Annotated in this window: 17 protein-coding genes and 2 pseudogenes; 7 read left to right on the top strand and 12 right to left on the bottom strand. The window is 73.0% G+C overall.

Annotated features, from left to right (window positions below):
• The first annotated feature begins 86 nt into the window (after positions 1–86).
• From AC0682_RS23865 to AC0682_RS23855, 3 genes are all read left to right on the top strand, one after another.
• Positions 87–848, top strand: a complete 762-nt coding sequence (locus AC0682_RS23865; protein ID WP_478535047.1) for a DeoR/GlpR family DNA-binding transcription regulator — start codon at positions 87–89, stop codon at positions 846–848.
• On the top strand, positions 845–1792 hold the full coding sequence (gene pfkB / locus AC0682_RS23860) for a 1-phosphofructokinase (RefSeq protein ID WP_478535012.1): 948 nt from the start codon (positions 845–847) through the stop codon (positions 1790–1792). The genes AC0682_RS23865 and pfkB overlap by 4 nt, the downstream gene beginning before the upstream one ends.
• A gap of 155 nt (positions 1793–1947) precedes the next feature.
• Complete coding sequence (locus AC0682_RS23855; protein WP_478535011.1) at positions 1948–4020, top strand: PTS fructose transporter subunit IIABC; 2073 nt, start codon at positions 1948–1950, stop codon at positions 4018–4020.
• A 144-nt stretch (positions 4021–4164) separates the two neighbouring features.
• Here the strand turns inward: AC0682_RS23855 and lepB are convergent, their stop codons facing one another.
• The 3 genes from lepB to AC0682_RS23840 all read right to left on the bottom strand — a co-directional run bounded on the left by lepB (position 4165) and on the right by AC0682_RS23840 (position 5955).
• Positions 4165–4875 carry a signal peptidase I gene (gene lepB / locus AC0682_RS23850; RefSeq protein WP_478535010.1) on the bottom strand — a complete coding sequence of 237 codons (711 nt, stop codon included), beginning with the start codon at positions 4873–4875 and terminating at the stop codon, positions 4165–4167.
• A 146-nt stretch (positions 4876–5021) separates the two neighbouring features.
• Positions 5022–5333, bottom strand: coding sequence for a hypothetical protein (locus AC0682_RS23845; RefSeq protein WP_254813146.1), 312 nt, complete (start codon positions 5331–5333; stop codon positions 5022–5024).
• Between the two features lie 112 nt (positions 5334–5445).
• A complete protein-coding gene (locus AC0682_RS23840) occupies positions 5446–5955 on the bottom strand; it encodes a mycothiol transferase (RefSeq protein WP_478535009.1) in 510 nt (169 codons plus the stop codon).
• A gap of 98 nt (positions 5956–6053) precedes the next feature.
• On the opposite strand from AC0682_RS23840, the pseudogene AC0682_RS23835 reads away from it, so the two are divergent.
• Positions 6054–6423, top strand: a pseudogene (locus AC0682_RS23835) (iron chaperone).
• A gap of 72 nt (positions 6424–6495) precedes the next feature.
• Here the strand turns inward: AC0682_RS23835 and AC0682_RS23830 are convergent.
• The 6 genes and pseudogenes from AC0682_RS23830 to AC0682_RS23805 form a co-directional block, all read right to left on the bottom strand.
• Positions 6496–6729, bottom strand: a complete 234-nt coding sequence (locus tag AC0682_RS23830; RefSeq protein ID WP_070202947.1) for a hypothetical protein — start codon at positions 6727–6729, stop codon at positions 6496–6498.
• Positions 6730–6735: 6 nt separating this feature from the next.
• Complete coding sequence (locus AC0682_RS23825) at positions 6736–7407, bottom strand: TNT domain-containing protein (protein WP_478535008.1); 672 nt, start codon at positions 7405–7407, stop codon at positions 6736–6738.
• Positions 7408–7606: 199 nt separating this feature from the next.
• Positions 7607–7756 (bottom strand): annotated as a pseudogene (locus AC0682_RS23820) (chitin-binding protein); the annotation flags it as partial.
• A gap of 12 nt (positions 7757–7768) precedes the next feature.
• Entirely contained in the window at positions 7769–8473 is a 705-nt protein-coding gene (locus AC0682_RS23815; RefSeq protein ID WP_478535007.1) for a DUF4230 domain-containing protein, read from the bottom strand.
• 106 nt (positions 8474–8579) lie between these two features.
• Positions 8580–9374: a DUF4389 domain-containing protein gene (locus AC0682_RS23810; RefSeq protein WP_478535006.1), complete on the bottom strand. Its 795-nt coding sequence runs from the start codon at positions 9372–9374 to the stop codon at positions 8580–8582.
• Between the two features lie 124 nt (positions 9375–9498).
• Entirely contained in the window at positions 9499–10116 is a 618-nt protein-coding gene (locus AC0682_RS23805) for a VanZ family protein (RefSeq protein WP_478535005.1), read from the bottom strand.
• Positions 10117–10274: 158 nt separating this feature from the next.
• Between AC0682_RS23805 and AC0682_RS23800 the strand changes: the two genes are divergently transcribed.
• The gene (locus AC0682_RS23800) at positions 10275–10775 is read left to right on the top strand and encodes a tetratricopeptide repeat protein (protein ID WP_478535004.1); all 501 of its coding nucleotides are present in this window, start codon (positions 10275–10277) and stop codon (positions 10773–10775) included.
• Positions 10776–11226: 451 nt separating this feature from the next.
• Here AC0682_RS23800 and AC0682_RS23795 read toward each other — a convergent pair whose 3' ends face one another.
• Together AC0682_RS23795 and AC0682_RS23790 are read right to left on the bottom strand one after the other, a co-directional pair.
• A complete protein-coding gene (locus tag AC0682_RS23795) occupies positions 11227–11487 on the bottom strand; it encodes a type B 50S ribosomal protein L31 (protein ID WP_478535003.1) in 261 nt (86 codons plus the stop codon).
• 134 nt (positions 11488–11621) lie between these two features.
• A complete protein-coding gene (locus tag AC0682_RS23790) occupies positions 11622–12446 on the bottom strand; it encodes an aminoglycoside phosphotransferase (protein WP_478535002.1) in 825 nt (274 codons plus the stop codon).
• Between the two features lie 281 nt (positions 12447–12727).
• Here AC0682_RS23790 and AC0682_RS23785 point away from each other — a divergent pair, with 281 nt between their 5' ends.
• Positions 12728–14236, top strand: a complete 1509-nt coding sequence (locus AC0682_RS23785; RefSeq protein ID WP_478535001.1) for a PP2C family protein-serine/threonine phosphatase — start codon at positions 12728–12730, stop codon at positions 14234–14236.
• A gap of 211 nt (positions 14237–14447) precedes the next feature.
• Here AC0682_RS23785 and AC0682_RS23780 read toward each other — a convergent pair whose 3' ends face one another.
• On the bottom strand, positions 14448–15944 hold the full coding sequence (locus tag AC0682_RS23780) for a DNA-binding protein NsdB (protein WP_478535000.1): 1497 nt from the start codon (positions 15942–15944) through the stop codon (positions 14448–14450).
• Between the two features lie 231 nt (positions 15945–16175).
• On the opposite strand from AC0682_RS23780, the gene AC0682_RS23775 reads away from it, so the two are divergent.
• The gene (locus AC0682_RS23775) at positions 16176–17315 is read left to right on the top strand and encodes an aminoglycoside phosphotransferase family protein (RefSeq protein ID WP_478534999.1); all 1140 of its coding nucleotides are present in this window, start codon (positions 16176–16178) and stop codon (positions 17313–17315) included.
• The last annotated feature ends 137 nt before the right edge of the window (positions 17316–17452 follow it).

Genomic DNA, 17452 nt, shown 5'->3' with positions numbered 1-17452 from the left:
CGCCCGCATGTGTTTACTTTCCCGAACCTCGGACGTAACCTGACCGCGAAACAACAGACCCGGACATGGAACGGAAGCAAAACCACATGTACGCACCGGAGCGTCAGCAGGAGATCCTCCGCCTCGCCCAGGAGAGCGGCCGGGTCGATGTGCTCTCCCTGGCCGAGGAGTTCCAGGTGACCGCCGAGACCGTCCGGCGCGATCTGAAGACGCTGGACCGGGCGGGGCTGCTGCGCCGGGTGCACGGCGGTGCCATCCCGGTGGGGCGGCTCGACTTCGAGCCCGACCTCGCCGAGCGGGACGCCGTGGCCGCCGACGAGAAGGACAGGATCGCGCAGGCGGCGCTCGCGGAGCTGCCCGCGGACGGCAACGTGATCATCGACGCGGGGACCACGACGGCCCGGCTCGCCGCGACCCTCCCCCTCGACGCCTCGCTCACCGTGGTGACGCACGCGCTGCCGGTGGCCGCCCGCCTGGCCGACCACCCGGGCATCGCCCTCCACCTGGTCGGCGGGCGGGTCCGGCACCGGACGCGGGCGGCGGTGGACGCCTGGGCGCTGAGCTCGTACGCCGAGATCAGCGCCGACGTCGTCTTCCTCGCCACCAACGGCTTCGGGCCCGACAGCGGCCTGACCACGCCCGACCTGGCCGAGGCCGCTGTGAAGCGCGCGGTGGTCAAGGCCGCCCGCCGGGTCGTCCTGCTCGCCGACTCCGGCAAGTTCGGGCAGCGGCACTTCGCCCGCTTCGGTGACCTCGCCGATGTGGACCTCCTCATCACCGACACGGGCCTCGGCCCCGACGACGCCCGTTCCATCGAGAGCGGGGGCACGGAAGTGGTACGCGCATGATCCTCACCGTCACCCCCAACCCCAGCCTGGACCGCACCTACGAGCTGCCGGGCCTGGTCCGCGGCACCGTCCTGCGGGCCACGGCGGACCGGGTCGACCCGGGCGGCAAGGGCATCAACGTCTCCCGCGCGGTCGCGGCGGCCGGCCACCGCACGGTCGCCGTCGCCCCCATGGGCGGCCCGGAGGGCGCGCTGCTGGCCCGGCTGCTCGGGGAGCACGGCATCGAGGCCGCCGGGGTGCCGGTCACCGGCAGCACCCGGATCAACGTCACGCTCGTCGAGCCCGACTCCACCCTCACCAAGATCAACGCGGCCGGACCGGAGCTGAGCGCCGCCGAGGCCGAGGACGTCCTGGAGGCCGTGCGGTCCCGCTCCGCCGCCGCCGACTGGATCGCCTGCTGCGGAAGCCTGCCGCGCGGACTGCCGCCGCGGTGGTACGCGGAGCTGGTCGCGCGGAGCCATCGGGCCGGGGCGCGAATCGCGCTGGACACCTCCGGTGCGGCGCTGACCGCGGCGCTGCGGGAGGGGCCCGATGTGATCAAGCCCAACGCCCAGGAGCTGGCCGAGGCCGTCGGCCGTCCGCTGACCACGGTGGGCGACGCGCTGAAGGCCGCCGAGGAGCTGCGCGAGCGCGGTGCCGGGGCGGTGCTGGCCAGTCTGGGCGCCGACGGCCAGCTGCTGGTGGAGGCGTCGGGCTCGTACTTCGCGACCGCCCGCGTGGCCACCGTGCGCAGCAATGTCGGCGCCGGGGACGCCTCCCTCGCCGGCTTCCTGACGGCGGGCGGTCAGGGGCCGCGCGCACTCGTCTCGGCCGTCGCCCACGGGGCGGCGGCGGTGCAGCTGGCGGGGAGCCTGATGCCCACCCCGGCCGATCTCGACCTGTCGGCGGTCACGTCGAGCGCCGGTGTCCCCCTGGACCGCCCGCTGACAGAGCCCGCCCCGTGACCTCCGCCCCCTGGGCACCCCACGACCCACCGCATGACCGCCCCGCACCACTATGACCGCCACCCCCACCCCTCCCCCGGGGTCCGCCCCGACGGGCCCACCGCCCCACGTCCCCCGAGCCGCCGCAGGGCGGTCCCCGAGCAAGGAGCACCGCGATGAGTGAGCTGATCACCGCGGAACTGGTCGACCTCGATCTGTCCGCAACGACGAAGGACGCCGCCGCGAGGTCGCTCGCCGAGCGGATGGCAGCCGTCGGCCGCGTCACCGATCTCGACGGCTTTCTGGCCGATGTCGCGGCCCGCGAGGCGCAGATGCCGACGGGCCTCGACGGCGGGATCGGCATCCCGCACTGCCGGAGCGAGCATGTGAGCGCCCCGACCCTGGCCTTCGGGCGCAGCGCCCGGGGCATCGACTTCGGCGCGGCCGACGGCCCGGCGGACCTGATCTTCCTCATCGCCGCGCCCGCCGGGGCGGACGACGACCATCTGACGATCCTGTCGGGGCTGGCCCGCAGGCTGATGGACCCGGAGTTCACCGCCGCCCTGCGTGCGGGGGACGACCCGGGCACGATAGCCGCGCTGATCCGGGGCGAGGGGCCGGCACCGGAGACCGAGGCCGCGGCACGGACGGACGCGCGGAAGGCCGAGGTGCCGGGGGCCGAGGCGTCCGAGGCCGGTAGGCCGTTGGTGGCCGATGCGCCGGAGCGGGCTTCCTCCCCCGCCGACGACGGCGCCCCCTTCCGTATCGTCGCCGTCACCTCCTGCCCCACCGGCATCGCGCACACCTACATGGCCGCCGAGTCCCTCACGGCGGCGGGGCGCGCCGACGGGGTGGAGATGGCGGTGGAGACCCAGGGCTCGGCAGGCTTCAGCAAGCTGGACCCCGCCGTCATCGCCGCCGCCGACGCGGTCATCTGGGCGCACGACGTCGAGGTGCGGGAGAAGGCCCGGTTCCGGGGCAAGCCGCTGGTGGACGTCGGGGTGAAGGCGGGCATCAACCGCCCCGCCGAGCTGATCGCCGAGGCCCGGCGCAAGGCGGAGCGCGGAGAGAGTGCCGCCGTGGCGGAGGGCGTGGACGGACCGGAGGCGGGTACAGAGGCAGGTTCGGGTGCGGACCGTGCGCACTTCGGGGTCCGGCTGCGCACGTATCTGATGTCCGGCGTGAGTTACATGGTGCCGTTCGTCGCGGCGGGCGGGCTGCTGATCGCCCTGTCGTTCGCCATCGGGGGCTACGAGATCGCGGACGCCAAGTCGGTGGCCGACCACTTCGTGTGGGGCCAGGCGGACAGCTGGGCCGCGCTGCTCAACCAGATCGGCTCCGCCGCCTTCGGCTTCCTGGTGCCGGTGCTGGCCGGGTACATCGCGTACGGAATGGCGGATCGGCCGGCGCTGGTGCCCGGTTTCGTCGGCGGGGCGATCGCGCTCACCGTGGAGGCGGGGTTCCTCGGCGGTCTGGTCGCCGGCCTGCTGGCCGGTGCGGTGGTGATGGCCATCCAGCGGGTCCCCGTCCATCCCACGCTGCGCGGGATCATGCCGGTGCTGGTGATCCCGCTGACCGCCTCGGCGGTGGTCGGGTTCCTGATGTTCATCGTCGTCGGCAAGCCGATCGCCGCTCTGCAGGGCGCCCTCACGGACTGGCTGAACGGTCTGTCGGGCTCCAACGCGGTGATCCTGGGAGTCGTCCTCGGGCTGATGATGTGCTTCGACATGGGCGGCCCGCTGAACAAGGTGGCGTACGCGTTCGCGGTCGGCGGTCTGGCCGATCCGACCGACGGCAGTCTCAAGGTGATGGCGGCGGTCATGGCGGCCGGGATGGTCCCGCCGCTGGCGCTGGCCCTCGCCACCACCGTACGGAAGAAGCTGTTCACGAAGACCGAGCGGGAGAACGGGCGGGCGGCCTGGGTACTGGGCGCCTCGTTCATCACGGAGGGCGCGATTCCGTTCGCCGCCGCCGACCCTCTGCGGGTGATCCCGTCGGTGATGGCGGGCGGCGCGGTCACCGGTGCGCTCTCGATGGCCTTCGGGTGCACGCTGCGCGCTCCGCACGGTGGGATCTTCGTGGTGCCGCTGATCGGTGAACCGTTCCTGTACCTGCTGGCGATCGCAGCGGGCACCCTGGTCGCGACCGCGCTGGTCGTCCTCCTCAAGGGCGCCCGCCGCACGACGGCGGTCCCGGTCGGGGAGGCGGCGGCGACGGCTCCCGAGGCGAGGGTGGGCGCCACCGCCTGACCCGCGTCGGACGCTCTCCCCTGGACGGCGGAGCGGGGCACACGGTCGCCGGCCATGTGCCCCGTTCCGGCTTCCGGCTTCCGGCCGACCCGGTCCAGGCCAGGGAGGTGCTGGAGGAGGTGTGGCGGCGGGCGCCCGCCACCGTCAGTTCGCCTTGAGGGCGGCGGGGACCGCCTTGAAGGTGTCGGGGACGGGAAGGGTGGACCAGCGGCCGACCGGCCAGGCGATGACAACGGCGCGGCCGACGACCTCGTCGACCGGGACCATGCCGCTGTTGCGGTCGTCGGTGTTGTAGCGCGAGTCCGACGACGCCTGCCGGTGGTCTCCCATCACCCAGAGCTTGCCGGGCGGCACGGTGACCTTGAAGGTGCCCTTGGGGTCGTTGCTGCACGGGGTGTCGCCGGGGAACACGTAGGGCTCGTCCAGGGCCTTGCCGTTCACCTTCACCGGCCCGTCGCCCGCGCACTCCACGGTGTCGCCGCCGACGCCGATCACCCGCTTGATGAGGTCCTTCTCCTCGGCCGACGGCATCAGGCCGACGAAGCTGAGCGCCTCCTGCAGGGCGTTGGGCGGGTCGACGGCCACGTCATCGAGCCAGCCGTCCGGGTCGTGGAAGACAATCACCTCGCCCCGTTCCGGTTCGGAGCCGAACCACGGGGTCAGCTTGTCGACGAGGACCCGGTCGCCCTTCTGCAGGGTGTTCTGCATGGAGTCCGACGGGATGGAGAAGGCCTGGAGCAGGAAGGTCTTGATGAGCAGGGCCAGGATCAGGGCGATCCCGACGAGGAGCGGAAGCTCCACCCAGAACGGCCGGTGTTTCCGCGTCCCCGCCCGCCGTCCGCCCGCACGCACCATCACACCGCTCCTCGCCCCGTGTCCCACGCACCCGCCCCGGTGGGGAACGGATCTTGTCGGGCCACTCTATGGGGCGCGGCGGAGGCGGTGCGTCCCGGCTCTGTGCGCGGGGGCCCGCGGGGGCGACAGCGGTTCGACGACCGGCGCTAGGAGGCGGGGGCGGGGGGTGCGGCGGGGGCGGTGCCCTCGGGCGGGACCGTGGCTCCGGCGCCGGCGCGCACGGCCTCGACCACGCTCTGGTGGAACGCCCGGCTCTCCTCCTCGGAGGCGCACGGCACGGGGCTGCCCGCCAGGGTGAACCAGTCCGAGGACCCGCTGTACTGCACGGCGACCGACGCCTGGCCCTCGGACCAGGTCGTGTGCACGGTGAGGTCGCCGCTCAGGATGCCTGCTTCTTCGGTGCGGACTCCGCCTGTTCCCGCGAAGACACCGCTGGTCGTCCACGATGCCCAGCTCATGACGTGTCGCCTTTCGGACGATGACAAGCCTCTGTGGCGGACTGCTTTCGAGTATGGCACCGCCGTCCGGCGGGTGCACGGGGTGCGGAAGCGGTTCGTCCGCCGCCCTGCCCTACGGACGTTCGCGCAGGCCCCGGACGTATGCGGCCTGGCCCGCGTGCTGGAGGCCCTCGGCGATGACGCTGATCAGCCGGACGCCCAGGGTCACCGGGGGTGACCAGGCCTCGTCGACGATCCGGTCCAGGGCGCGGCCGTCCAGTCCGCGGACGAAGCCGAGGGTCTGGTCGTGGACGGCGTCGTAGTAGCCGAGGAGCAGGTCGGCGGAGTCCACCTGGACGGCGGCCACCTCCTCGCTGCTGTGCCCGTAGCCGGTGGCCGTCCCGTCGAACGGGAGGCCGAAGCGGTCGGCCCAGCCCTTGGTGAGCCAGATCTGGCCGGTGCCGGCGGCGTCGGCGATGTGGTCGTCCTGGACCCGGGTGAGGTGCCAGATCAGCCAGGAGATCGAGTTCGCGTCCTCGCCGGGACGGGCGTTGAGATCATCGGCGGCGAGCCCTCCGGCCGCCCCGTGGACCGCTTCCCTGACCCGCCCGAACGCCTCGGCCAGCATGTTCGCACTGTTCATCTCCTCACCTTCACCCCCTGTCCGGCGCGAACCGCGCTCCGACACACAGCGGTACACGCGCGCCGGCGCGCACGCGGCGGTCCGCTTACGATCGAGCCATGGTCCAGAGCAGTGCGCCGGACGTCGATCAGTACCTCTCCGAGCTGCCGGAAGCCCGCCGGGGCGCGCTCACCGAGCTGCGCGCGCTCTGCCTCGCGGAGCTGACGGGGTTCCGGGAGGTGATGGCGTACGGCATGCCCGCCTACGAGCGGGACGGCATCGGGGAGATCGCCTTCGCCTCGCAGAAGCAGCACATCTCGCCCTATCTGCTGCGCGCCGATGCGCGGGACGCGTTCGCGGACCGGCCGGCCGGCCGACCAGGACATGGGCAAGGGGTGTCTGCGCTTCCGCACTCCGGAGAGGGTCGACTTCACTCTCGTGCGGGATCTTCTCCGGGCCGTCGCGGCCACCCGCGGCCCCTCCTGCTGAGGGGCCGCTCACCGAGGAGCCGTTGCCGGAGGGCGGGCAGCCCGGGTTGGCCGGGCCGCCCGCCCCGGGCGGTCAGACGAGCAGCCGCAGCAGGTGGGCGCAGGCCGTGGGCTCGTCCGGGTGGCGGGCCAGGATCTCGTCCCGGCCGCGTTCGTACGCGCCCGTCTCCCATCCGCCCCCGGTCGCCCGGCGCAGGAAGAGGAAGTCGGGCGGGGTGGGGACGGGCTCGTGGACGCCTTCGATCCGGTAGTAGCCACCGGGGATCCGGGCCTCCACGAGTGCGGCGTGCAGCGCCTGACGGTCCACGGGAGGTTACGCGGCCGGGGTGAGGTAGCCGTTGTCCAGCAGCCACTTCACGTTCAGCCGCTCGCCCTCGCCCGGGTTCAGGAAGACGGGGTCGAGCTTGATCTGCCGGCCGCCGCCGGGCTGCTCGAACCACGGGGCGATGCTGCCCTGCCAGACCCAGAAGGGCTTGGCCACCTTGTAGACGCGGTAGTCGCAGGGGGTGGCCGCTTCCCGGGTGTTGAGGTTCTGCGGGGGCAGGGCACGCTCGGCGTAGGCGTCGCCCGCGGGGGCCAGGTAGCCGCCGTACTCGGAGCCGAAGCGGTCCAGGCGCTGGCCGGTGCGGAGCTTGGCGGGCTCCTTGTCGATCTCGCCGTTGACCTCGGCGAAGCCGTCGTTGGGCGGGTACTTCCAGCTTCCGGTGTCCGCGGGTCCCTCCCAGTACTTCTTGAGGAAGGCCTGCGGGGAGAGGTCGCCGGTGCGCTGGTAGCCCTTGAGGAGGGGGCCGACCGGGGCCAACCGGTTGTTCGGCAGCCACTTCGGGCCGAGCCGCGCGTCGCCCCGGTACTCGCCGGTGCAGGGGGCGTGCCGCTCGGCGGCGGCCACCGCGGCGCCGGGCTGCGGGGCGGCGTTCGCGGCGGGGGCGGTGATCAGTCCGGCGGTGATGCCGAGCGCGGCAAGTACGGTACGGATACGGTTCATTCGGGAATCCCCTCGAAGCACTGATGACCAATCAGACAACTGACGAAGGGTAACCGCTCCGCTACCGGCAGCTTCCACGCCATGCCGCTTCTCGGCCAGCGCGCGGTCCGCGCCGCAGCGGTCCGCGCACTCCACGGCGCGGTCGCACCCCGGCCGGGGCCTGGTCGGGGTGCGACGGGGACGACGGCGCCTGCGGCTGGCTGACGTCGACGTCGATGCAGGCGTAGGCCTTCGGGGTGTCGGCGATGTTCCGGACCGCCGCTGGCTTGCGCTGACCGGTCCTGCTGCCGAAGTCGAGCTGACGGGTGACGGTCGCGCCGGGCTGTGCGCCGCCGTCGTCGAGCTCGGCGTCACAGGGGCGTCAGCCCCGGTCGTCGCCGTAGCGGACGGTGACGCGCTCGAAGCCGAGGGAGCCGAGCAGCCCCTTCAGCATCTCCGCGGTGTTCTTCTCGGCGCGGGCGGTCAGTCCGCTCTCCTTCGCCGCCTCGCCGATGTGCCGGGCGGCGAGTTGGTTGACCGCCTGCTCGCTGCCCGGGTTGCCGGAGAAGAAGTCACCGAGCCGGTCGAGGAGGCCGCGCTGCTTGGACACGGCGTAGGAGCGGTCCGGGTCCAGGGCGGGCTTGCCCAGCACCGCGCGTGGCAGGCGGATCTCGGCGGTCGTCCGGTCCTCGTCGACGACCACGCCGTCCTCGGTCACCTCGCCCAGGTCGACGAAGGCGCCGACCGTGCCCGCGCCGACGAAGAGGGTGCGGGTGCCGCGTACCGCGTCGGGCAGGAACCTGGCGTCCTTCTCCAGGTCGACGACGACCTGGAAGGTGCCCGAGGCCGCCTCGTACGCGCTCATGTCCTGGATCGACTTCAGGACCGCGGGGCCGGACCGGTCGTGGGTCCGCTCCCCGAAGAGGCCGTCCAGGCCGGGCAGCAGGCTGAGCCGGCCGCCGGCGAACAGCAGGGCCAGAACGGCCGCGCCGATGCCGACGGCTTTCAGCGGGCCCCGCCGGGGAGGGCGTGTGGACTTCTTCCCGCTCTGCGTGGCGGTATCCGTGGGTGCGTCGCTGGACGTCATGGACTGCATGTGACCCGCACCCGCTGTTTCAACCCGTCTGCCGCTCCATATCGGCCAGTTCGGGTAGACGGACGCAGACGCGAGGGTGGGCCGAGAAGGCGCGGGCTCAGGGGGTGGAGGACAGCCGCGTGGTGTCGTCGGGGCCGGAGGTGGTGGTCGTGGTCACCGACGTGGTGATGTTGCCCAGGAGGCCGAGCACCAGGAAGAGCACCACGAGCCACTTCCCGGCGCTGCTCATGACGAGCGGCCGCGTGGCGGAACGGGGGTGCCCCTGGGGTACGGCGATGCCGTCGTCCCCGAAGAGCCCCTTGGGGTAGGCCGGGGTGAGCATCATGGTGTACGCGGAGAACCGCATCCGGTAGCGCAGGGTGGCCGCCGTCGCCTCGAACAGGGGGCGCGGCATCCGGCCCAGGGCCAGCGTGATCACCCACCAGACGAAGGCCAGGGCCCACCACCCGTAGACCGCGAGGCTCTGCACGACCGCCGCCGGGATCATCAGGAGGATGCGGAACAGCACGGCCAGGCGGTTGAGCGCCGTGGGCCGTACGTCGATCCGGACGGGGTAGTCCGGCGGTGGGGTCAGGGCGAAGGGCGGATAGCGGTCGATCAGCAGCATCTGGCTCGCCGACACACGCATGTCGTAGCCGAGGAACCCGGCCAGGAACCGGAAGACGGGGTCGGGCAGCCGCCCCAGCACCAAGGCGGCGAACCAGCCCACGATCACGGTGAAGAAGGCCGCGATGTGCAGGAAGAACAGCACGACGAAATGAGGGATCAGCAGCAGCAGACGCAGGAGGACCGTCAGCCGCCGCTGGCGGCCGGGCTCGACGATGTCGAGGACGGGCCTGAACTCGTCGGCGTCGGCCTCCTCGCGGCCCGGGCTCCACCGGCCATCAGCCATGTCGCTCCTCCTCGGCAGTGGGTCCCCACGGCGTCCGCACGCAGGACATGCCCCCACGCTGCGTCCGGGCGGGCCGACCCGCAAACGGCCGCGGCCCGAACGGGTGGCGCGGATCCCGACGCGGTCAGCGCCTGCGGATCCGGTTCAGCAGGGCGCGGCCGGAGCCTGGCAGCACGGCGTCCCCCTCCGGGCGCCCGCTCGCGCCCCTGGCACCGGTTGCGGACTTCGCCGGCGCTTTCGTCCCGGTGCGGGTGACCGCCTTCGGCTCCGCTGTCCTCGGCTGCGGTACGGGCTTCGCCGCCGCGGTCCTCGGCGGGTGCGCGTGCACGTGGTAGCGGTGGCTGAGCCGACGGCCCAGCAGGAAGTAGCCGAGCAGGGCACCCGCCGTGTTGAGGATGACGTCGTCGATGTCGAAGGCGCGTCCGGTGACCAGGGCGCCCTGGACCAGCTCCACGAGGACCATCAGGGCAGCGGTCAGCAGCGTCATGCTGATCATGCGCAGGCGGCGCGGCACGAGGAACGGCAGCAGCAGCCCGAAGGGCACGCCCAGCAGCACATTTCCGCCTGCCTGCTTGCAGGCGGCGAGGAAGGTGTAGTCCTCGGCGTACTGGCGCAGGGACTGCCCCGGCCGCAGGTTCGAGGTGACGATGTCCTCGGAGGCCGGTGACGGCGTGAGCGTCACCTTGGCCAGCAGGACGGAGAACGCCACCAGCCCCAGCAGCACCACCGTCAGGACGGTCATTCTCAGCAGTACGCGTGCCCATGTCCCCTGCCTCGCGGGGGTGTTCGTCTCCGCAGTCATGGCGGACTGGTTCCCCCACCGGGGCTGAGGACACCCGGCCGGGCGGCCGGTCCCGGCAAATGGCCCGGCAGCCCGGCAGCGCCTGCGACGATGGGCGTATGAGCGCACGTGAGAAGAAGGACCTGCTGGCCGAGACCGACCGGCTGCGCGAGGAGGGCCGGGCCGAGGAGGCGCGCGAGAGGCTGCTGGCCCTGACGGCCCGGTTCCCCGACGACGCGGAGGTGGCCTACCGCACCGCGTGGGTCCACGACGTCCTGGGCCTGGAGTCCGAGGCAGTGGCGTACTACGAACGCAGCCTGGCGGGGACGGGGCTGGGCGCGCAGGAGCGGCGGGGGGCGCTGCTGGGTCTCGGCAGCACCTACCGGGTGCTCGGGCGGTACGGGCAGGCCGTGGAGACGTTGCGCGGGGGCGTCGAGGAGTTCCCGGACGACGGCGCGCTCAAGACGTTCCTGGCGATGGCGCTGTTCAACACGGACGAGCACCACGAGGCGATGCGGTTGCTGCTGCGGCTGGTGGCGTCCACCAGCGACGACCCGTATGTCCAGCAGTACCGTCCGGCGATCGAGCACTACGCGAAGGACCTCAACGAGACGGTGTGACCGGCGCGTTCCGGGCAAGGGCCCGGGGGCTGCCGTCCGATCGGGCCGCCCGGGCCCCTCCGGGCCGGGTGGCGGCCTCGGCCGTCGCCACGGGGTCGCGACGCGGCGCTTGGGTCGTGGAGTGCGGCCCCGGGCCCGTACGTGCCGAGCATGTGCGCGCGCACGCCTCCCCCTCTCGCGGGGAAGCCCCGGCCGGATCGGGGGAATCCAGCCGGGGCGGCTTGAGGGTGGGTGCGACGGGCGGTCGCCTCTCGGCGGAGGGCTCCGATGGGTGTCGGCCTTACGGCTCTCCCCCTAGGGCTGCCGATGAGGCCCGGGGACACGGTCCCGCTCACTCCCACGTATAGATGAACGATAAACCATATTGTGCTGCCCCCGGGAACCGGGCCCCTCGAATGTGACTCATGGCACGGGGTCCCCGGTACTGCCGATGGCGCGGGGCCCGGCGGGGTCAGCCGCGCGGCGCCCCGTCGGTGCCGTAACGGCGGCGGAACCGCTCCACACGGCCGGCCGTGTCGAGCACCTGACGGCTCCCCGTGAAGAACGGGTGGCTCGCCGACGAGGTGTCCACGTCGATGACGGGGTAGGTGTTGCCGTCCTTCCAGGTCACGCGCTCGCCGGAGTCGGCGGTCGAGCGGGTCAGGAAGGCTGCGTCCGCGGCGCGGTCACGGAAGACCACGGGGCGGGAGACGGGGTGGATACGGGGCTTCATCGATGCGTTCCTTCCTCGCCGCGAGGCGGGCGGCCGAGACCCGGAGGGAGCCCGGCGCCACCGTAACGGATATGGGATTCGTTTTCGTTCTACTGGGACAACGCACCTCACCCCGTCGGCATTCCCGGGCCGGATCAGCCCCGCACGACGATGTCAGCCACCGCCAGGAAGCGGGCCGCCTCCTTCTCCCCGGCACGCCGGGACGGCCCGGTGAGCCCGCTGAGAGCGACGAGGCGGAAGATCAGCGCCCGGATCAGCATCTGGCGCCAGCGGGGATCGTCCGCCCCGACGGCCAGGAGGCCCGGTGGCAGGTCGTACCAGAGCAGGCCGTCCACGATCACCACGGCCTCGGCGTAGAGGGGCGGGCGCCAGTAGGGGGTGAAGTCGATGACGGCGGGGTCCCGGGCGGGTGCGAAGAGCACGTTTCCGGCCAGGTCGCCGTGGACGAGCTGCGCAGCCGCCTCCACGGGCCGCCACCGGGAGCGCAGCAACGCGAACGGCTCGGCCAGCTCCGCGACCACATCGACCTCCCGCTCACCCCAGGCAACCCGGTCGGCCACCGCCCAGGGGTGCGTCCGGCGGTCCAGGAACGCGGGGCGGGGCTCCTCCCGGAGGGCGGCATGGAGGGCGCGGCCCGCAGCGATGACCCCGGACCACTGCCCCTGGGGGCCGGGGCGGCCGTCCAGGAACTCGGCGGCGGTCCAGCCGTCGACCACACCGTCCCCGTCGGCCGACCGCAGCGGCCGGGGCACCCGGAACCCTGCACCCCGAGGCAGCCGCTCCAGCACGGACGCGGCCCACGCAGACTCCCCTCCCACCCCCTCAGCGGGCTTCAGGACGGCCCCGCCGACCCGCACACTGCGCCCCTGGCCACCCGCCAGCGGCTCGGGGGCGCCACGCAGGCCGAAGGCGTCGAGAACGGACTGCGGAGGCAGCGGGCCACGCGGCGGTTCAGGCATGCGGGGCATCCTGCCGGGCCGGCCCACCGCCCGCACGCGATTTCCGGCCGGGGCCCTTCCGCGGGGGAGCAGCATGGATCCCTCTGTGACGGCGCAGACCAACACCCCTTATCCGTACGCTCGTTCGGAGTATCACTACCCCCGTACAGCCTATGGCATATGCCAGAAGCAACTCCGTGATGAGTGTTGTCGAATGCCTTACGGGCCGCCGCGGCCTGTGCGAAAGTCGGTAGCGGCCGCCCCTGAGACCCGGCCGCGCCGCGCCTGTATCGGAGTACGAGATGCCGTCCCCTCTGTCCGCGGACCGCCCCGCACCGCAGCACCCCGCGCACGATGCCGTCGACGCGCTGATCCACCGCGCGCGGCAGTTGCGCGGGGACGTGGCGGCCGTGGGACGTGACGCGACGGTGACCGATGAGGACGACCCCCAGGCACGCTGGCAGCGCGCCCTGTGCGACCTGGCCGTCCAGCATCTCGACAACCTCGACCAGCATCTGGGTCAGCTCAAGGCCGGTCCCCCCGCGCAGCGTCGGAGCGCATGGCAGGACCACACCCCCGCGGACGACTCACCAGCTGCCGATAGCCCGCCGCAGCGCGTGGGCAGCGCCGAATGGAACCTCCTCACCGACGAGGTCAGCTGGTCCGAGGAGCTGTACGAGATCTTCGGCCGACCGCCCGGTTCCCCGCCGCTCTCCCTCGACGATCTGCCCTCCGTCCTCCTGCCCGAGGACCAGCCGAAGCTCACCGCCATGGTGACGGGCTGTCTTGTCGACGGGCGGCCGATGGACGGGGAGTTCCGCATCGTGCTTCCCGACAGCCGGGTGCGCAGCCTCCGTATGACCGGCGAACCGGTCCTCGACGCCGAGGGCTGCACCGCCGCCATGTGGGCCGTGCTCCGGGACGTCGGGGAGCTGCGCCGCGGCGAGGAGAGCGTCGGCCGGAGCCGGGACGCGGCCCTGCGCGACGAGCACCACGGCGCCACCCGGTACGACACCACCCCTCACGGAGCGGCCCTGCACGGGGAGCCCGCCGGACACCCGGAGCGCGCCGGGCGGACGGAGGAGGTGACGGCCCCGGAACCTCAGGAGACCGTGGCGCCCCCGTGGCGTGGTTCACTCCGCCTCCCGCCGCCGGAAGACCGCCCCGGCACCCTGGACATCGCCGGCCACCACCTCCCTTCCGCATCCGGCGGCCTCGTCGGCGGCGACTGGTACGACGCGATGAAGCTGCCCGACGGTCGGACCCTGCTGACCGTCGGTGACCTGACCGGGCACGCGCTTCCCGCCACCTCGGCCATGGCCGTGGTCATCGGCGCGCTACGTGGCATGGCTGTCGCCGGTATCGAGCCGGGTGCCCTGATGGGTCACCTCGACCACCTCCTCGAATCGTCGATGCGGCCCGCCCTGGGCAGCGCCCTGTGCTGCCGCTACGACCCGGTGGGCGGGGGCCTCTCCTGGGCGCAGGCGGGACACCCGCCGCCCCTGCTCTTCCGTGACGGGACAGGGCGGCAGCTGCCGCCCCCGGACGGGGCCCTCCTCGGTGCCGGGTCCCAGGTCGCGTACGAACAGGACGAGGTGCGGCTGCTCCCCGGCGATGTGCTGGTACTCCACACGGACGGCCTCACCCGGCGCGATGACCGGGGCGCGGGCCCGGAGCGGCTGTTCGCCCTCGCCCCCCGGTTCGCACACGCCCGTACGGCACAGGAATGCGTACGGGGCGTGGTCGAGGAGTTCGGCGGGGCCGAGCGCCTGGACGACGCGTGTGTGCTGGTCGCCCGCATCAGGGCGTGACGGGGCTCGGGGCCGGCCCTCGGGGCTGCCGGACTCCATGACGGAGGAGCGCCGGAGCATCAGGAGGGAAGACCGCCGGGTGCCATGACGGGAGACCGTCGGGGCGTCTGCACGCCAGGTCGTGGGTACGTCGGGGCGTCGGATCGTCTGGATGTCGGGACGGAAGGTGCGCGCGGCGGCTACGGTCTCCGCCGGCGGACCCGTACGGAGTTCACGCCTGGGCCCCCTTGGCCTTCCTGGCGATCGGACTCTGCGGCAACGACAGCTCGATCTGCTCGCGGAGGTCCTGAATCCTGGCGTGTCCGGCGAACTGGCCGGTGAGCCGGTACATCTCGCGGAGCCGGTCCCAGGTGCGGTGCGACGAGGTCTCCCCCATCGAGATCAGGGCGAGCCTCGCATACCGGTCACCCTGTTCGGGGTCGTTGGCGATGAAGCAGGCCGAGGCGAGCGAGATGTGGTCGAAGAGCTTGGACCGCTGACGTCCGCCCACCCGCAGCTCCAGGGCCTGCTTGGCGTGGCGCTGGGCGATGACGGCGGCGGTCGGGTCGTGCTCGGCCAGGGTGCGGAACGCCAGCGCCTGCATGCCGTGCAGATCGGCCTCGTCGAACATCTGCATCCAGCTGGGCGGGGGCACGTCGCCCTTGTCCGAGACGAACAGCTCCTCGGCCTCACCGAGGGTGCGCCGCATGGCCTGGCCCTTGCCCATCGCCGCCTGGGCCCATGCCTCGATGGTGCGCAGCATCGCCTGCGTACGGGGCAGGGTCTCGCCACCCGAGCCGGACTTGGCGAGCTTCATCAGGTCGAGGGCGTCGTCGGGACGGCCCAGGTGGACCATCTGGCGGGCGGCGCGGGAGAGGGCCTCACCGGCGCGCGGCCGGTCGCCGCCCTCGCGGGCCGCGTGGGCGGCGATGACGAAGTACTTCTGGGCGGTGGGTTCGAGGCCGACGTCGTGGGACATCCAGCCCGCGAGTACGGCGAGGTTGGCGGCGACGCCCCACAGGCGGCGCTGGAGGTGGTCGGGGTGGCGGTAAGCGAGCATGCCGCCCACCTCGTTGAGCTGGCCCACCACGGCCTTGCGCTGGAGGCCGCCGCCCCGGGAGGCGTCCCAGGCACGGAACACCTCGACCGAGTACTCCAGGGCCTCGATCTCCTCGGAGCCCACGGGCGCGGCCTCGTACCGGTCGAGACCGGCGGGGTCGGCGTACTGGGGATCGTTGGCGTGTGGCGCGTCGGCCGCGGGGGCGGGGTCGCTGTGCAGCCAGTCGTACATGGAGCCGGCGATGGTCGAGCCGGCGGCGAGCGCGGCGCCCGCACCCACCAAGCCGCGTCGGTTGAGCATGAGGTCCATTCCCGTGAATTCGGTGAGGACCGCTGCCGTCCGCTCGGGCGCCCACGGCAGTTGATCGGGATCGCGTTCCGTCCCGGAGTCACGCCGTTTCCCTGCACGCCCGCGTCGGCCGAACCCGAGGTCCTCGATGGTCACGACACGGCCGAGCCGCTCGGTGAACAGGGCTGCCAGCACTTCGGGCACGGGATCACGGGGGGACTCCCCCATGTCGATCCAGCGCCTGACCCGCGAGGTGTCGGTGGCCAGCTGCGGGTGGCCCATGGCCGCCGCCTGCCGGTTCACCATTCTCGCGAGTTCGCCCTTGGACCAGCCGGCCAGGCCGAACAGGTCGGAAAGACGGGTGTTGGGTTCTCCGGTCACGTCAAGCCCCCAGGTTCTCGGCTGACTTGACACTAACCCCCTGTCAGATGCGCTGTGACTATTCGCCAGGGTTCGCCAGGGTCCGCCAGATGGTCTGCCACCCGCGCTCCGGTGTCAGGTAGGAAAGCGCCACCCCGCCCGGCAGCCCTAGGTACTCCCCAGGGTGCCGAACGGCCGTCGGCCGGGTTGGCGTACGTAACTTGTCGGCGCACGAAGGGATCTGTCTCGCCCATGTACACAGCATCGTCCTCCGTGTCCGCCCCGCCCCGGCCGCTCCGCCCCATGGGGACGGGCGGCGGGCCGTATCTCGCCCCCCACGCCGGCGCACCGGCACAGGGCCTGGGCGGCCGGACCCGGCGGGCGGCGGGACCGGGTGCCGGACCTCTCAGCGGCAGAATCGACCTCTCCGGGCCGCAGGGCGCGCAGGTGCGGATGGCCATCGCCTCCGTGCAGCGCATCTGCCCCGAGTTCAACCCGGTCCAGGTGCTGCGGCGCAGCGGCCGTTCCGTGCTGATCGTGGGTGCCACCGGGCGGGCCACCGCCGTGGCCAAGTGTTTACTGGACCACTCCCCCGCGTGGACGGAGCGGTTCCAGCACGAGATAGCGGCATACCGCGCGTTCGTCCGGCACCGCCCCCCCGTGCGGGTGCCCCGGCTGATCGCGGCGGATCCGGAGAACTGCACGCTGGTGATCGAGCGGATGGCCGGACGGGTGGCCGCGCTGACCCGGCATCCGGCGGAGGCCCCGCCGCGGGCCGACATCCGGGCCGTGCTCGGGGCGATCGCCCGGGTGAACGCCTGGCGGCCGCCGCCCGGACTGTTCGAGGCGCCGCTGGACTACGCCTCGCGCATCGCGCGCTACCACGAGCTCGGCCTGTTCACCGACCGGGACCTGGGTGACCTGCAGAAGCTGCTGCACGGTCTGGCCCATGCGGGCGGCCGTCAGTCCATGGGGCAGTTCTGCCACGGCGACGCACTCCTCTCCAACATCCTGCTCTCGCCGACCGGCCCGGTGCTGGTCGACTGGGAGCACGCCGGCTGGTATCTGCCGGGGTACGACCTGGCGACGCTGTGGGCGGTGCTGGGCGGCGCTCCGGCGGCGCGGCGCCAGATCAGCCAGCTGGCGCAGGCCCGGGGGCCGGCCGCGCGGGACGCGTTCCTGGTGAACCTGATGCTCGTGCTGACCCGCGAGATCCGCAATTACGAGACGGCCGTCCAGCGCACCATGCGCGAGGCGCCCTCGGTGAGCGCGGGGCAGGACCGGCCGGGACTGCTCTCCTCGGGCGAGGAGCAGCGGCTGCTGCTGCGTCGGCTGCACGACGACTGCGCGATGGCGCGGCGGGCGGTGCGGGCGGCGGTCGGGACGCGCTGAGTCCGGACGACGAGAAAGCCACTGTGTAAGGGGAGCGGGGGGGGGGGGGGGGGGGGGGGGGGGGGGGGGGGGGGGGGGGGGGGGGGGGTGGGGCCCTGTGTGGGGGCGGCGGATGGCGGGCAGTGGAATATGAGCAG

This window comes from Streptomyces sp. NPDC043746 (assembly GCF_056436485.1).
Note: the sequence above shows the minus strand (reverse complement) of the source record. Positions and strands in the feature narration are given on the sequence as shown.

Excerpts from the sequence above, each read along its gene's own strand:
- AC0682_RS23865 (WP_478535047.1), top strand. The coding sequence starts at position 87 with ATGTACGCACCGGAGCGTCAGCAGGAGATCCTCCGCCTCGCCCAGGAG.
- pfkB (WP_478535012.1), top strand. The coding sequence starts at position 845 with ATGATCCTCACCGTCACCCCCAACCCCAGCCTGGACCGCACCTACGAG.
- AC0682_RS23855 (WP_478535011.1), top strand. The coding sequence starts at position 1,948 with ATGAGTGAGCTGATCACCGCGGAACTGGTCGACCTCGATCTGTCCGCA.
- lepB (WP_478535010.1), bottom strand. The coding sequence starts at position 4,875 with ATGGTGCGTGCGGGCGGACGGCGGGCGGGGACGCGGAAACACCGGCCG.
- AC0682_RS23845 (WP_254813146.1), bottom strand. The coding sequence starts at position 5,333 with ATGAGCTGGGCATCGTGGACGACCAGCGGTGTCTTCGCGGGAACAGGC.
- AC0682_RS23840 (WP_478535009.1), bottom strand. The coding sequence starts at position 5,955 with ATGAACAGTGCGAACATGCTGGCCGAGGCGTTCGGGCGGGTCAGGGAA.
- AC0682_RS23825 (WP_478535008.1), bottom strand. The coding sequence starts at position 7,407 with ATGAACCGTATCCGTACCGTACTTGCCGCGCTCGGCATCACCGCCGGA.
- AC0682_RS23815 (WP_478535007.1), bottom strand. The coding sequence starts at position 8,473 with ATGACGTCCAGCGACGCACCCACGGATACCGCCACGCAGAGCGGGAAG.
- AC0682_RS23810 (WP_478535006.1), bottom strand. The coding sequence starts at position 9,374 with ATGGCTGATGGCCGGTGGAGCCCGGGCCGCGAGGAGGCCGACGCCGAC.
- AC0682_RS23805 (WP_478535005.1), bottom strand. The coding sequence starts at position 10,116 with ATGACCGTCCTGACGGTGGTGCTGCTGGGGCTGGTGGCGTTCTCCGTC.
- AC0682_RS23800 (WP_478535004.1), top strand. The coding sequence starts at position 10,275 with ATGAGCGCACGTGAGAAGAAGGACCTGCTGGCCGAGACCGACCGGCTG.
- AC0682_RS23795 (WP_478535003.1), bottom strand. The coding sequence starts at position 11,487 with ATGAAGCCCCGTATCCACCCCGTCTCCCGCCCCGTGGTCTTCCGTGAC.
- AC0682_RS23790 (WP_478535002.1), bottom strand. The coding sequence starts at position 12,446 with ATGCCTGAACCGCCGCGTGGCCCGCTGCCTCCGCAGTCCGTTCTCGAC.
- AC0682_RS23785 (WP_478535001.1), top strand. The coding sequence starts at position 12,728 with ATGCCGTCCCCTCTGTCCGCGGACCGCCCCGCACCGCAGCACCCCGCG.
- AC0682_RS23775 (WP_478534999.1), top strand. The coding sequence starts at position 16,176 with ATGTACACAGCATCGTCCTCCGTGTCCGCCCCGCCCCGGCCGCTCCGC.